Raw genomic sequence first — 14140 nt, 5'->3', positions numbered from 1 at the left:
GGGCCGTCAGTCGGTGGCCTGTGACGTGGGGCCGTTCGGACCGACGGAGGAGAGCGTGTTGCCGGCCATCGCCACGATCTCGTCCCTGACGAGGACAACGCTCGGCGCCCAGTCCTGGGACGCGTCCCCGAGGATGTCGACGGCGGAGGTGCGCCAGAGTTCCTTGCCGGTACTCAGGTCCAGGGCCACCACGCGGCCGATGCGGTTGGAGATGTAGATCCGCTCGTACGTCGCCGACAAGACCGGCTGCGAGAGGCCTTCCATGCTGGTCGACCGCTGCCACAACTGCTTGCCGTCGTCGGCGGACACCGCGGTGACGGTTCCGTTGGTCTGGGCAAAGACCACGACGTCGTCGCCGAGCAGGGTCGGCGCGCCGCGCAGGGTGCGGTACAGCGGCACGGGACGGACGGCGCCCGTACGCGGGTCCACCCGGAGCAACGTGGTGTACCGGCGCTCGCTCTCGATCTCCCCGTCCTGGTTCGCCGCCGCCGCGGGCTGCGCGTAGACCGGTGCGCCTCCGGACTGCCCGATGCCCTTCGACCCGATCGGCAGGGCCGCGAGCCTGCGTGCCGTGCCATTGGCCGGGTCGAGGCGCAGCAGGGTGGTGGTCTGGCCGGTGATCGTGCACTCGGCGTACGGAACGCCGGCCAGGGACAGCGGTGCGCAGAACGCGGCCTTCGGCGACTGCCACAGTTCCTTCCCCGACGTGTCGTACGCGATGACTCCCTGGATGTCGTTTGTGGAGGTCAGCAGCCCGCCGCTGAAGACGACCGAGCCGTCGCTGTCTCGCACCCACCTGCGCTTCCCGGTGGCGGCGTCCAGAGCCGCGGTCCGGAATTCACCCTGGGTCTGCTCGGCGACGTACACGACCCCGTCCCGCACGCCGTACGGCATCGTGTTCTGCACGGAGTCGCCGTACCGCCAGATGACGCGGCCGGTGGCGGCATCGACCTTGGCGACGGTGAAGCCCTCGCCGCCGCAGTACAGGACGGTGCGCTCGGGAACGCACCCCGGCGGGCCGGAATCCATAGCGGTGTCGGGCACGGAACCGAGGCGGAGCGTCGTCTGCCACGGCTGCCAGCCGGCGGGGAGCGAAGGAGTGCGTGCGGCGGCTGTTTCGTCGCCGCCGAAGGCGTTGACCGCCGCGAGGCTCAACGCGGTGACGGCGACCGCTGTACCGACGGCCGTGAGCAGACGAGTGAGCCGTCGGCCACGACGTTCTCCGCGCAGACCTCGGCCGGTGAGGGGTTCGGTGGAGGCTCCGGGCATTGCCCTTTTGCCTGTGTCGACCGCGTTGCCAGGGTCGTCGGGGTGGCCGTGTTCGCCGGAACCGGTGGTGTGGTCGGAGTTCCCGGAGTCGGCTGTCTGCGGCAACGCGCGGAGCCAGGCGTGCAGTTCCACCAGTCCGGGGCGTGCCGCCGGGTCCTTGTCCAGACAGCGCTCGACGATACCGCGCAGTGGTTGCGGAACCTCGTCCAGTGTCGGCGGCTCGTACATCACCTGATAGCCGGCCATGTACGGCGTGTCCGCGTCGAACGGGCCGTTTCCGGTGGCCGCGTAGGCCAGCAACGAGCCCAGCGAGAACACGTCCGACGCCGGGGTGACGTCGCGCGGCGAACGCAGCTGCTCCGGTGACATGAACGGCGGCGTGCCGATCAGGTTGCCCGTGACGGTCAACTGCTGGTTGTCGGCGGCACGCGAGATGCCGAAGTCGATGACTCGTGGGCCGTCTTCGGCCATCAGCACGTTCCCCGGCTTCAGATCGCGGTGCACCACCCCGGCCCGGTGGATCTCGCGCAGCGCCTCGATGAGCCCCAGTGCCAGGATCCGCAGCTCCGGTCCCCGCAGCGGGCCGCCGCGGTCCACGCAGGCCGACAGGCTCGGGCCCGGCACGTACAGCGTGGCCATCCATGGCCGCTCGGCATCCGGGTCGGCGTCCACGACGGGTGCCGTGAACGCCCCGCTGACCCGGCGGACCGCCTCGATCTCCTGCCGGAAACGGACGCGGAACTCCTCGTCCTCGCAGAGCTGTGGGTGCACCAGCTTCACGGCGACCCTGCGTCCGGCGGCCGAGCGTCCCAGGAACACGGTGCCCATGCCGCCGGCACCGATCCTGTCGAGCAGGACATAGCCCCCCACGGATTCAGGGTCACCATCTCGCAATGGCATGGACGGTCACACCTTTTTTCTTACGTGGGTCGACGGCTGAGCTTGGGCCAAGGCCCTTGTGTGGGACGCCAGTTCCAGTTTCACCAGGCGAGCGCGTCGCTCACGTTGTCCTGCCAGAAGGTGACCTGGGCGTTGTCGTCCTCGACGTACAGGGAACCGCCGGGAACGGGTACATCCACCCCGTTCTCGGTGGACGAGTCTCCCGCGTCGGGGCCGTGCAGCGACAAACCGATCGAGGAGGTCGTGACCTTGGTCTGACTGTTGCGGTCGACGGACGCGGTGATCAGGCCCGCGTACGCGGTGGCGCCGCGGTCGAGGGTGACGACGGCTTGTGGCTGGCTCGGCCCCAACCTGGCTGTTTCGGATTGCGAGTTCTCACTCAGCCGCAGGGCGGGGTAGCGGTAGATGCGGCAGGGCTTCGAGCCGGTGTTGGTAGCCGTGATGAGGGCGTGGTTGATGGGGCTCTTCACCTCTTTGATGGCGAACTTCAACGAACCGGTGGTGCAGTCCACGGGCTTGGCACTGCCGGAGCCCGTGCCGGCGGACGAGGTCTTGCCGGCACCCGCTCCGCTGCCGCCACCGTTTCCGGAGCCTTGGGAGCCCGCGCCCTTCGTGGCTTGCCCCGTGGCGGGGGCAGACGCCGATGCCGAAACGGCGGTGGCGGCGGCGGTGGGCGTGACGGTCGTGTCGGTGGGCTCCGTGGTTGCCGTTTCGACCGACTTCGACTCGGCGTCGCTTTCTCCGCAGGCGGTGAGCGCCAGGGCCAGGACGGCGGAACTGGCCAAGGCCACGGCAAGTCGATGTGTGCGCAAGCTGGTTACCTCTTCATGACAGGACGTTGTCGGCCCACGGGCCGCGTCGGTTCGTGCTCGGACAGCGCCGTCAGCGTTCTGCGACGCAGGCCGGCTGCCCAGCGGGCACCGGGCGCCTCGGGGTCCGATCGTGGCATCGTCACCGGCCCGGACTGCGTGGCCACGGTGCTCATCTCCTGGTCGTCCCATGCCAACCAATGCTCACCGCCATGACGCTCGCCGAGCCGCTGAGACGACCTCGTGAAGCCGACGCTTCATTCATCAGGAATGGTCAGCCTCAATGCGGTCTTCGCCGAGTTCGGCGGAGCCAAGCCGGCGGCCTCGGTGCGAGCGCCGACAAGCCCGTTGGGATCAGCCTGCGTCCAGACCTGCGCTATGAGTTGGCAGTTGGGCTCAAGCCTTTGGCCGTACAGGAATGGGCACGAGTGAGCACCTATTGAGCACCTCGTGTTGTGGTGTCGGGGTGGTCACTCTTGCCAGACTCCGACTGCGGTGGGAGGCACTTCATGGTGTGTCCGCCGTTTCAACGCCACATGAGTCAAAGGATCACGCGTGTCCCTACACATTCCCCCCGTGCATGTTCCGCCGGACGGTGGTGAGCCTGTTTACCTGGTGGGTGACACGTACACCACGCTGCTGAAGGCGACGCACACCAATGGTGAACTCTCCCTGGTGGAGGCCATCATGCCCGCGGACGCCGGACCGCCTCCGCACACGCATCACGGCGAGTCGGAGACGTTCATCGTCATGGACGGAGAACTCGTCATCACCGCCGGGGACGAAAAATACGAGGTCGAGGCCGGCGGGGTGGTCTACGTGCCCAAGGGCGTACGGCACTCCTTCAGGAACCTGAGCCGGACCAAGCCCGCGCGCATCTACTTCCTGTACGCCCCGGGCGGCATGGACGCGATGTTCACCGAGATAGGTACTCCGGGCGTGCGCGGACAGGTGGGCCCGCCGCTCAACGAGGTCGACGTGAAGGCTATGGCCGCCGTCGCCGACACATACGGATTCACCTTCGACTGACGCCGCACCGCGGTGCAGCTCATTACTCAGGCCAGGCACTGGGGCAGAACCACTCGGTTCCCCCAAGCATGTCCCTCCTCCGTCCCGCCGGAACGGGCTGCCGTGGGCCAAGGACGCTTCGGCCCAGGGTCGTTGGGCGGACGCGCGGTCCGTCCGGTCCGGTAGTTGCCTGCCCGCTGCCAGCCGACGTTCCGCGTCGCCTTCGAGCGGCCGATGACATGGCCGCCACATCACGTTGAGGAGTTCCGTGCGCATCCTGTTCTCCACCACGCCCGCCTTTGGACACTTGCTGCCCATGCTGCCGCTCGTTGCGGCGGCTCGCCGTGCTGGTCACGAAGTTGCCGTGCTCAGCCATGCGTCGATGGCCGCCTCGACTGCTCCGACGCCCTTACTCCCCGCCGGCCCGAGCATCCCGGAGACCCTGCAGGATGTCACCCGACGCGCCGAAATAGACGCTATGCAGGACATGGCGGCCGGACCGGTCGAGTTCTTCGTCGAATCCCGAGTGGGCCTCGGTGCGGAGGCCGCGGTTGCCGCCGCCACCGCCTTCGCCCCCGACCTCATCGTCGCCGACATGGTCGACTACCTCGGCCCACTTGCCGCTGCCTCGCTCGGCGTCCCGTGGGCAGCGCATGGGGCGGCCCTGCCGCTCGACGCCGGGCTGGCTACCATGCTTGCCGAGGCTGCCGTCGCTCGCTTCGCCCATTACGGAGTGGCCCCCACGGCGCCCGTCGCCTACATCGACCCGTGGCCCGACAGTCTGCTTCGGGACGGCTACACGCTGCCCGCGGAGCGAATAGCCATCCGTCCCGAGCCGCACTCCGACGAGAACAGCATGTGGTCCCGGCCGAAGTTCGCCGACCGCGAGGACCGCCCGTTGGTCCTCGTGACGCTGGGCACGGTTGTCGAGGGTCCCGGCACCCTCGCCGCAATCCTGGACTCGCTGGCCGCCCTCGACGTCAACGTTCTCGTCGCTCCTCACTCCGCAACAGACGTCGGGGACCGGCCGGTCGACCCCGCGCGGGTGCACCTGGCGGGTTTCGTTCCGATGAGGTACCTGCTGGAGGGAGTGGACGTGGTGGTGTCCTCTGCGGGAGCGGGCAGTGTGCTGTCCGCGTTGAGCGCTGCCCGGCCGATGGTCCTGTGCCCGATGGGCCTGGACAAGCCCGTCAACGCCGCGCGCGCCGCCGAAGCGGGCGCGGCCGTGGTCATCGACACCCCGGACCAGGTCGCCGACGCGGTCGCGCGAGTGCTTGCCGACCAGGCGGTGGCCGACGGCGCCGCGACGGTGGCCGAGGAGATCGCCGGGATGAACTCGGCCGACGACGTTCTCGGGCTCTTGTTGAAGCGCCTCGGGTAATACGCCTGCGAGACGTTCCCAACCTGGCTCCGGTACGGGCCCGGCCGCCGACCCGCCACGACGAGAAAACTCACGTAAGCGCCGCGTCGGTCTCTCCGGGCGAGGTGGTGCCGACCATGCGCAGTGCCTGACGGGGCACGTCCTGGTCCTGCGGGTGGCCGAGCGGGACGACGCCGACACACCGGCCGTCCCCGTCCAGGAGTCGGCCCATGTGCTTGACCGTGCGCAGCACCACCGAGCGGTCGCCGATGGTCAAGCGGGGCAGTCGGCCCGACAGGTGTGCCTCGAAGGTGTGCACGTCGGCCAGGGCGCGCAGCCAGACGTCGATCACGAGGTTGTGCGGTCCGGCCGTGATCGCGCACGAGCGGACCTCCCGTACGCCGGACAGTGCCCGGCTCGTCTCCTCCAGGTACTGAGCCGGAACGGACGCGAAGTACACCGCGGAAAGCGGCCATCCGGACAGCGGGCGGGCGAGGTCGCAGCGCAGGCTCACCCCGGTGGCGAGCAGCGACCGCAGTCGGCGACGCACAGTCGTCAGGCCCCTGTCGGTCTCCGCGGCCAACTGGCGCAGAGGCATGCGGCCGTCGGTGCTCAGCAGTTCCACGAGTCGCTCGTCCAGGTCGTCCCATCCCGTTGTGTCCTCGCTCTCGGGCGGAGTCGGCAGGGCCGCCTCGATCTGGGCGCACTGGACGGCGTCCAGGCTGCGCAACCGCCATCGGCTGCCTTCGGTGGTCACTCCCGTCGACACGTGCGTACGGGTCGCCCGTACTCCCGGCGTTCCCTGGAAGAGCAGGGTGGTGAGGTGGGCCAGCTCGGTCAGGTCCCGAGCCTGTACGGAGGCCACCAGGTCGCGGCCGCCCGCCATCAGCTTGACGTTCGCCACCGCCGGGTCCGCGGCGAGGATCCGCGCCACGTCCTCGGCGGCGCCGGGTTCCGCGTCCACTTCCACGATCCCGGTGACCACGATCGTGGCGTTGGTCAGCCGCGGGTAGGCCGTCACCCAGGCCAGCCCGGCGTTTTCCATCCGGTGCCAACGTCGGGCGGCGGTCACCGGGTTGACGGCAAGGACCTCTCCTACGAGCGTCCACGGGGCCCGAGGGCGGATCTGCAGCGCGTGCACGACGGCACGGTCGAGCTCGTCCAGTCCCAGTGCGGCGAAATCCTGCGCTCCTCCGGGGGGCGCGTTCCTGCGCGCCTTGGCGGAATCGGGGTCGAAAGCTGCACTGTGACCCGGAGTTTTCTCGTGCATTCCACACTCCATTCGCCTGTTCCATATATCGGAGGAGTGAATCGCCCGCCATGACGGATGCCACGACCGGTACCGCGACGGATGTCACCGCGCGAGAGACCAGCAGGACCCCTCTGCGTATCCACCATGCCCGGCTCATCGACGGCACGGGTGTCGCCCCTGTGAACGACGCCGTCGTCGTGACGGATGCCGAGGGAGCCATCACCTACGCCGGACCCGCCGCGGCAGCCCCGCCCGCTACCGAGGACGTCCGGACCATCGACGCGGGCGGCCGTACGGTGCTGCCCGGTTTCTTCGACTGCCACGTCCACCTCGCGTACGCGCAGGGCTCGCCCCCCGGCCGCCGCGCCGAACTCGATCCCGTGCTGGTCACTCTGGACACTGCCGCCCGGCTGCGCCAGACCCTCGACGCGGGCATCACCACCGCCCGCGACCTGGGCGGCCTGTCCGCGGGCTACCGCACCGCCGTCGAGACCAGCCGGGTCATGGGCCCACGACTGCACACGGCCGTACGCATCATCAGCCACACCGGCGGTCACGCCGACGTGCGCCTGCCCGACGGCACCGACCTGAGCGCCGGGATGTCCGAGATCGCCGACACCTCCGACGAGGCCCGGCTCGCCGTCCGCAAGGTGCTGCGCGAGGGCGCCGACCTGGTGAAGGTCTGCGCCACGGGCGGGATGGGCAGCCCGTACGACCAGCCCGACGACGAGGGCCTGCTGGAGGAGGAGATCCGGGCCGTCGTGGACGAGGCCCGCCGGCACGGCGACAAGCCGGTCGCCGCGCACGCCCAGGGCAACGCCGGCATCCTCAACGCCCTGCGCGGCGGCGTCACCAGCATCGAGCACGGCTACGGCCTGGACGAGCGGGCCCTCGATCTGGCCGGCGAGCGCGGCGTCTTCGTCGTGCCGACCCTGTCCACCGTGTACGCCGGCATCAACAAGGACACGATGCCGCCCTACCACTACGAGAAGAAGGTCCGCTGGTCCGGGATCACCAAGGAGAACATCGCCCGGGCCATCGAGTACGGTGCCCGGATCGCGCTGGGCACCGACGCCGCCGTAGGTCCGCACGGCGTGAACCTGATGGAACTCACTTACCTGGTGGACCTGGGTATGGACCCGATGGCCGCCATCGTCGCCGGCACCCGCACCTCCGCCGAACTCCTCGGCATGGCCGACCGGTTGGGCACCCTCACCCCCGGCCGCACCGCCGACCTGCTGCTCTGCGACGGCGACCCGCTCACGGACATCGGCGTCCTCGGCGATCCCGCGAACATCGTCTGTGTCGTCCAGGACGGCGTGGTCCGCAAGGACCTGCTGCCGACGGCACCGACCGGAAGGCGGCCCTGATGTCCTCCTCCTCATTGACCGGCCTCCCCACCCCGGAAGGCAGGACCCCGGACAGGGAACGGCGCGGCGTCCTCGACCGCGTCCTCGCGCTCATCGAGCGGGCCGGCAACGCTCTGCCCAACCCGATCGTGCTGTTCGCCGCCCTCTTCCTCCTGCTGGGCGTCGTCTCCACCGCCCTCGCACTCGCCCATGTCGCCGTGGACGTCCCCGGCACCGACGACACCAAGGCAATCACCGGCCTGTTCACCGGCGAGGGGCTGCGCTGGCTGGTGGAGAACCTGATCCCCAACTTCGCGACCTTCCCGCCGATCGGCGCCGTGCTCGTCCTGATCATGGTGGTCGGACTCTGCGAGCGGACCGGTCTGCTGGAGGCCGCGATGCGGGCGACCCTGGCCCGGGTCCCGCGCGCCACGCTGCCGTATGCCGTTGCCCTCATCGCCAGTCAGGCGCACATGATGAGCGATGTCGCCGCCATCGTGCTCCCGCCGCTGGCGGCCCTGGTCTTCAAGAACGCCGGGCGTCATCCGGCGGCAGGCCTGATCGGCGGCTTCGCCTGTGTCACCGCGGGCTACGCCGCCGGGTTCACCATCGGTTCCCTCGACGCCCTGTACGTGGGCATCACCCAGCAGGCGGCGGCAGTGCTCCCGGCGGCCGACGGGCTCGACATCCATCTGCTCATCAACTACTTCTTCACGGCGTCGAGCAGCGTCGCGCTCGCGCTGCTGGGCGGATTCCTCATCAGCCGCGTCCTGGAGCCGCGCCTCGGCCCGTACGAGTCGGCCGACGACGAGCCGGTCGGGCAGGACATGAGCCTCACCCTCGTCCAGCGCCGGGGCCTGCTGCTGACGGGCATCGTCGTCGTGGTCTATCTGGGTGCGGTTCTCGCCCTGTGGCTGCCGCCTGGGGCGCCACTGCGCGGCGATGGCGGCGCCTATGTGCCTTCGCCGCTGCTCAGCGGCATCGTTCCGGTCCTCTTCGGCGTGTTCCTGCTGGCGGGGCTGACGTACGGGATCACCGTCAAGACGCTCACCAGCACCGAGGACGCGGTCACCGCGGTGACCGACTCGGTGAAGACCATGTCCGGCTACATCGTCATGATGTTCGTCGCCGCGCAGGTCATCGCGTTGTTCACCTGGTCCAATGTCGCGGTGCTGCTGGCCGTGAAGGCCGCCGCGGTGTTCAACTCGCTGGGCGTGACGGGCTTCTGGGCGATCATGGCGTTCGTCCTGCTCGTCGCCTGTCTCAACCTCTTCATCCTCTCCGGTTCCGCCCTGTGGTCGCTGGTGGGTCCGGTCTTCATCCCGGCGTTCATGCTCATGGGCATGAGCCCGGCACTCAGCCAGGCCGCCTTCCGTATCGGCGACTCCGCGACCGGCGTCCTGACACCCATGAACCCGTACGTGTTCCTCGTTCTGGCGATGCTCCGCGAGTACGAACCCGAAGCCAGGCTCGGCACCCTCATCTCCCGGTTGGCCATCTTCGCCGGACCGTTCCTGGTGCTGTGGCTGGCGATCCTGGGGATCTTCTACGGGTTCGACCTGCCGCTGGGGCCCGGTGCCCACATCGGGCTCAGGTGAGCGGTGGAGTCGAGGGACTCGACCTCAACCTGAAGTTCTTGCGCAGCGAACGCGCCCAGGCCCACCGAGCCGCCGCCACAGCCGGCGTGGGCCTGGGCATGCCCATACGTTCCGGCACCGCTCCGGCCACGGCGCATGACCTCTGCGGCCCTGCTGCACGAACGACGCACCGAGTCTGGCGATGCCGCTGCGCTCGCGTCCAGCCGGTTGATGTGGGCCTGCCCTTCCGGCCGGGCTTGCGCAGGATGGCGGGGTTGCGTAGTGAGGAGGTTGCCTGGCTCGCCGGCGTCTCACCGCATACGTCAAGTGCCGTCCTGCGCGCGTTCTTACGGACGCAGCGCCTGCCGGAGGCCGAGTACGAACCGCCCTGCCACCTGGCAGGGCAGGCCGCCGAAAGCGGGGGCCGGTGCCGCTGCACGTCGGCCCGGACGTGCAGCGCCTGCTCGACCGCCTGACCGACATTCCGATCGCCCTCTTCGACGCGGCCTGCACCCTCATCCAGCACAACGATCCGTGGCCGCGCTGACCGGAGACGACTGGCGCGAACGCGGTGGCGGTCGGCGAACATCGTGTGGCGCGCCTTCCACAACGACAAGCCGTAATCGACTGCGCGTTGGGCCGGCCGATGCCGAAGCCGGTCGGCCGGGAACTGGACGTGGTGGTGCATCGGCGCTCGCCTCACACCGAGTTGGTGGATGGCCCGAGGGCAGGGCGAGCTCAGGTGGTCAGCGCGGTCGGTCGAGGTTGCCGCAGCCCTTGGAGGAGCAGTTCGATCAGGCGGCGGGGCTCGTAGCGGGGGTCGTCCTCGCCCCCGATGCAGAGATTGCCGATGCCGCGCATCAGTTCGTAGGGCTGGATGCCGGGCCGGATGTCGCCCGCCTCCACCGCGGCGTCGAGGAGTTGGGCGCTCACGGGTTCCAGGCGCTCGACGAGGTAGGTGTGCAGCGTGGCGAAGCGGTCGCTGTCGGACTGCAGGGCGTCGGCGAGTCCGTGCTTGGTGGCCAGAAAGTCGACGAAGAGGTCGATCCACTGACGCAGTGCGTCGAACGGGGATTCCGCACTGGCCAGCAGCTTGGGACCGGCCTCGACGCATGCCTCGATCTGATGGCGGTAGACGGCGGTGACGAGGTCCGCCCGGGTCGGGAAGTGGCGGTAGATCGTGGCCATCCCGACGCCCGCCCGTGCGGCGATCTGGCGAATCGGCGCGTCGACGCCGGAGGTGACGAACACCTCGGCGGCGGCGGTGAGCACCGTCTGCTGGTTGCGCAGGGCGTCGGTCCGCTTGCTCCGGGCCGGCGCCTTCCCCGTGGGGCTCTCGCTGGGCATCACGCTCTTCCTTCCGGCACCACTTGACAAAGCGGAGCGCTGTTCCGGATATTAAGTGGTGCGACGCTCCACTTCAGGTTAGCCGAAACCGGGGGCGCCCCCCATCTCCCTTGCCCTACCGCCTCCGAACCGGACCGGTGGCCGACAAGGCCCGCAGAAAAGGAAACCGCGCATCATGAGCACAGCCAACATCACCGACAACCTCGCCTCGCCGGCTCCGGTCCTGTCCTACAGCCCCGTGGTGCTGTCCGTACCCGGACGCCCCGTGGACCTCCAGGTGCGGGTCTCCGCGCCCGAGACCGGCACGGACCTTCCGGTCATCCTGCTCTCCCACGGCCAGGGCCCGTCGAACAACCTCTCGTCGCTCAACGGCTACGCGCCCCTCGTCAACTTCTGGGCGGCCCACGGCTTCGTCGTCATCCAGCCCACCCACCTCACCTCCAGGACACTGAGCCACCAGGTCGCCGACGCCCCCGGAGCCCCCTTCTTCTGGCGCTCGCGCTCCGAGGACATGAGCCACATCCTCGACCGGCTCGACGAGATCGAGAAGGCCGTACCGCTGCTCGCCGGACGGATCGACCACACCAAGGTCGCCGTCGCCGGACACTCCTTCGGGGGCTTCACGTCGAGCCTCCTGCTCGGCGCCCTCGTCACGGACGACGGCGAGGAGGTGAGCCTGCTCGAACCCCGGATCAAGGCGGGCGTACTGCTCGCCGCGCCCGGCAGGGGCGACGTCATCAACGGGCCCATGGCCGACGCGCTGCCGGTCTTCCGGACGATCGACTTCTCCACGATGACCACACCCGCGCTGGTCGTCGCCGGCGACGAGGACGACTCCCGGCACTTCACGGACATGGGGCCTGACTGGCACGCCGACCCCTACACCCTCGCCCCGGGCCCCAAGGCCCTGCTCACCCTGTTCGGCGCGGGGCACGCCCTCGGCGGAATCCCCGGATACGACGTCGCCGAGACCACGGACGAGAGCCCCGAACGGGTCGCCGCCGTCGGCCGCCTCACCTCCGCCTACCTCCGCAGCCAGCTCCACCCCGGCGACAACGCCTGGCAGACCGCACGCGAGGCCCTTACATCCGGCCCCGACCCGGTCGGACGAGTCGAAGCCAAGTAGGCCGTCCGCGAGCCTCATGGTCATGGCCACTCCCGCCGACCCGTATGCGGCCGCAGCCGCGAAGGAAGTCCACTTCCGCCTGCGCCTGGTGCACCGCGACAGCACAGATCGTCTGGGCCGACTCCGCCTACGCCGGGAAGCTCGTCGACTTGCCAGACAGCACCTCAACCTCACGATCAAGCCCGTCAGCCGTCCCAAGGACGCCTCCGGCTTCGTCGTGCTGCTAACCACTGCTGGGTCGTTGCGAGGTCGCTCGCCTGGATGATGCATGCACGCCGCCACGCGAGGGACTACGCACGGCTCATCCAGCACTCCGAGACCCTAGATCACCTGGGCCGCCATGCCACTGCGATCCACCTGCGTCTTGCACATCGGCCATCATCGAACAGGCACTTAAGCGTCAATCCTGGTGTCGTGCGCCCGCTGGCAGTTCTGGATCTCTCCGCTGTGCTCGACGGTCCAGTCGTAGAGCAGGCCGAACTGCTTGCGCAGGGACTCGCCCAGGGGTGTGAGCGAGTACTCGACGCCGACCGGTGAGGTCGGCAGCACCCTGCGCTGGATCATGCCGTTGCGCTCGAGGCGGCGCAGTGTCTGGGTGAGGACACGTTGGGTGATGCCCTCCAGGCCTCGCTTCAGTTCATTGAACCGGGTGGGCCGCTCCAGCGGCGCCATCACCATCATCGACCACTTGTCCGCAATCTGGTCGAGGATCGGTCGGCTGGGGCAGTCCGCCCGGAAGACGGTCCCTATTTCGGCGTCAACGCCGTGCAGATCGGTGTCCTTGATGATCCTTGGTGCTCCCAAAGTGCGTTCTTGACCATTTGGGCGCAGAGGTGCTCATGGCCAACAGCGGCATCCGGACCACCTCGTCGTCCGTCGCGGTGGCTGCCTCGCGGCGCTTCGCCGCGCTGCTGATCCAGGGCATGCGGGCCGAGCCGGCCATCCCGCCGCTGCCCCCGGCGGTCCGGCTGCCGCTGACGGTTTTGACCTAGGAGCGTGCGTCAGTAACTGTGACTGAGCACGCCGGTTGGCAACTGGGCGCCATAGGTGGCCATTCCGGCGCTCAGTGGCGAAGAGCATCTGCTCAGTCCAGGACCGCGGTGGCTTCGATCTCGACCAGATGCTCGGGGACGTCCAGTGCCGCAACGCCTATCAGCGTGGTCGGCGGGGCCGGGGTGACGCCCAGCTTGGCCGCTGCCAGGGAGATCCCTTCCAGGAGCGGGGACATCTTGTCGGGGGTCCAGTCGACGACGTAGAAGGTCAGCTTCGCCACGTCGTCGAAGGAGCCACCGACCTCGGCCAGGGCGGTGCCGACGTTGAGATAGCTCTGTTCGACCTGGGCGGCGAGGTCGCCTTCGCCGATCGTGACGCCCTCGGCGTCCCAGGCGACCTGCCCGGCGATGAAGACCAGCCTTGACCCGGATGCGATCGACACCTGCCGGTAGACGTCGATCTCGGGTAGCCCGCTGGGGTTCACAAAGGTGATGGCCATGCTGTCTGTCTCCTCGTCCTGAGCGCGTGTGGGCTCGCATCCGCGCCGACCCAGACGATCACTCTCTTGTGGTTACTCAGGAACTGTAAGAGAGTGAGTGCTGACGTGGAAGAACGCACTTTTCAGTGACTGGAGAACCTTATGGTGACCAAGCAGTTCACAGGCTCGCCCGAGGATGCGGACCTGGCGCGTGCGGGCTCCCTGGCGCGGGAGATCTTCTCCGACGTCGCCAACAAGTGGGCGTTCCTCATCGTCGAGGGTCTCGGTGATCGCACCCTGCGCTTCAGCGAGCTACGGAACGAGATCGAGGGCATCAGCCACAAGATGCTCACCCAGAACCTGCGCATGCTGGAGCGCAACGGCCTGGTCGAGCGCACCGTGCACCCCACCGTCCCACCGCGGGTCGAATACACCCTCACCGAGCCGGGCCAAGCCCTGCGCGCAACAGTCGACGGCATGTGCGGCTGGACCCATCAGTACTTCGGTCACATCGAGGCCGCCCGCCGACGCTTCAACACCTGACGGCGGGCGCACGCGTTGCCGTGGGTCGGCCGGCTGCAATGCTCAGAGCGACCAACCAGCGTGCCCAGTCACAGTAACCGGCAACCCGCGTGTGTCTGGTGATCGCCCGTGCGGGCCGACCGACACCCC

Annotated in this window: 13 protein-coding genes and 1 pseudogene; 8 read left to right on the top strand and 6 right to left on the bottom strand. The window is 69.0% G+C overall.

Features of this window, described 5'->3' with window-relative positions:
- Nucleotides 1–6: 6 nt before the first annotated feature.
- Nucleotides 7–2139 (bottom strand): PQQ-binding-like beta-propeller repeat protein, encoded by a 2133-nt coding sequence (locus tag BFN33_RS02740; RefSeq protein ID WP_370743238.1) that lies wholly within the window; start codon nucleotides 2137–2139, stop codon nucleotides 7–9.
- Nucleotides 2140–2249: 110 nt separating this feature from the next.
- Nucleotides 2250–2960: a DUF4232 domain-containing protein gene (locus BFN33_RS02735; protein WP_069758199.1), complete on the bottom strand. Its 711-nt coding sequence runs from the start codon at nucleotides 2958–2960 to the stop codon at nucleotides 2250–2252.
- A gap of 594 nt (nucleotides 2961–3554) precedes the next feature.
- On the opposite strand from BFN33_RS02735, the gene BFN33_RS02730 reads away from it, so the two are divergent.
- Together BFN33_RS02730 and BFN33_RS02725 are read left to right on the top strand one after the other, a co-directional pair.
- Complete coding sequence (locus BFN33_RS02730; RefSeq protein ID WP_141757936.1) at nucleotides 3555–4007, top strand: cupin domain-containing protein; 453 nt, start codon at nucleotides 3555–3557, stop codon at nucleotides 4005–4007.
- Nucleotides 4008–4464: 457 nt separating this feature from the next.
- Nucleotides 4465–5367 carry a glycosyltransferase gene (locus BFN33_RS02725; protein WP_218108947.1) on the top strand — a complete coding sequence of 301 codons (903 nt, stop codon included), beginning with the start codon at nucleotides 4465–4467 and terminating at the stop codon, nucleotides 5365–5367.
- A 70-nt stretch (nucleotides 5368–5437) separates the two neighbouring features.
- Here the strand turns inward: BFN33_RS02725 and BFN33_RS02720 are convergent, their stop codons facing one another.
- Nucleotides 5438–6616 (bottom strand): Lrp/AsnC family transcriptional regulator, encoded by a 1179-nt coding sequence (locus BFN33_RS02720; protein ID WP_069758196.1) that lies wholly within the window; start codon nucleotides 6614–6616, stop codon nucleotides 5438–5440.
- A 50-nt stretch (nucleotides 6617–6666) separates the two neighbouring features.
- Between BFN33_RS02720 and BFN33_RS02715 the strand changes: the two genes are divergently transcribed.
- Nucleotides 6667–7968, top strand: coding sequence for an amidohydrolase family protein (locus BFN33_RS02715; protein WP_069758195.1), 1302 nt, complete (start codon nucleotides 6667–6669; stop codon nucleotides 7966–7968).
- Nucleotides 7968–9545, top strand: coding sequence for an AbgT family transporter (locus BFN33_RS02710; RefSeq protein ID WP_079140537.1), 1578 nt, complete (start codon nucleotides 7968–7970; stop codon nucleotides 9543–9545). Before BFN33_RS02715 ends, BFN33_RS02710 begins: the two co-directional genes overlap by 1 nt.
- A gap of 717 nt (nucleotides 9546–10262) precedes the next feature.
- On the opposite strand, the gene BFN33_RS02705 is transcribed toward BFN33_RS02710, so the two are convergent.
- A complete protein-coding gene (locus tag BFN33_RS02705) occupies nucleotides 10263–10871 on the bottom strand; it encodes a TetR/AcrR family transcriptional regulator (protein ID WP_069758194.1) in 609 nt (202 codons plus the stop codon).
- Nucleotides 10872–11046: 175 nt separating this feature from the next.
- Here BFN33_RS02705 and BFN33_RS02700 point away from each other — a divergent pair, with 175 nt between their 5' ends.
- Both BFN33_RS02700 and BFN33_RS54005 read left to right on the top strand, forming a co-directional pair.
- On the top strand, nucleotides 11047–11997 hold the full coding sequence (locus tag BFN33_RS02700; protein WP_069758193.1) for a chlorophyllase: 951 nt from the start codon (nucleotides 11047–11049) through the stop codon (nucleotides 11995–11997).
- Between the two features lie 13 nt (nucleotides 11998–12010).
- Nucleotides 12011–12373: pseudogene (locus BFN33_RS54005) on the top strand (IS5/IS1182 family transposase); the annotation flags it as partial.
- Between the two features lie 17 nt (nucleotides 12374–12390).
- On the opposite strand, the gene BFN33_RS02695 reads toward BFN33_RS54005, so the two are convergent.
- On the bottom strand, nucleotides 12391–12783 hold the full coding sequence (locus tag BFN33_RS02695; RefSeq protein ID WP_069758915.1) for a helix-turn-helix domain-containing protein: 393 nt from the start codon (nucleotides 12781–12783) through the stop codon (nucleotides 12391–12393).
- 53 nt (nucleotides 12784–12836) lie between these two features.
- On the opposite strand from BFN33_RS02695, the gene BFN33_RS49295 reads away from it, so the two are divergent.
- A complete protein-coding gene (locus BFN33_RS49295) occupies nucleotides 12837–12989 on the top strand; it encodes a hypothetical protein (protein ID WP_256122608.1) in 153 nt (50 codons plus the stop codon).
- A 92-nt stretch (nucleotides 12990–13081) separates the two neighbouring features.
- Here the strand turns inward: BFN33_RS49295 and BFN33_RS02690 are convergent, their stop codons facing one another.
- A complete protein-coding gene (locus tag BFN33_RS02690; RefSeq protein WP_069758192.1) occupies nucleotides 13082–13489 on the bottom strand; it encodes a RidA family protein in 408 nt (135 codons plus the stop codon).
- A gap of 141 nt (nucleotides 13490–13630) precedes the next feature.
- On the opposite strand from BFN33_RS02690, the gene BFN33_RS02685 reads away from it, so the two are divergent.
- The gene (locus BFN33_RS02685; RefSeq protein WP_069758191.1) at nucleotides 13631–14011 is read left to right on the top strand and encodes a helix-turn-helix domain-containing protein; all 381 of its coding nucleotides are present in this window, start codon (nucleotides 13631–13633) and stop codon (nucleotides 14009–14011) included.
- Nucleotides 14012–14140: the final 129 nt, after the last annotated feature.

The organism is Streptomyces sp. LUP47B (assembly GCF_001746295.1).
Lineage (GTDB): Bacteria > Actinomycetota > Actinomycetes > Streptomycetales > Streptomycetaceae > Streptomyces.
This window is presented reverse-complemented; position numbering and strand designations above follow the sequence as displayed.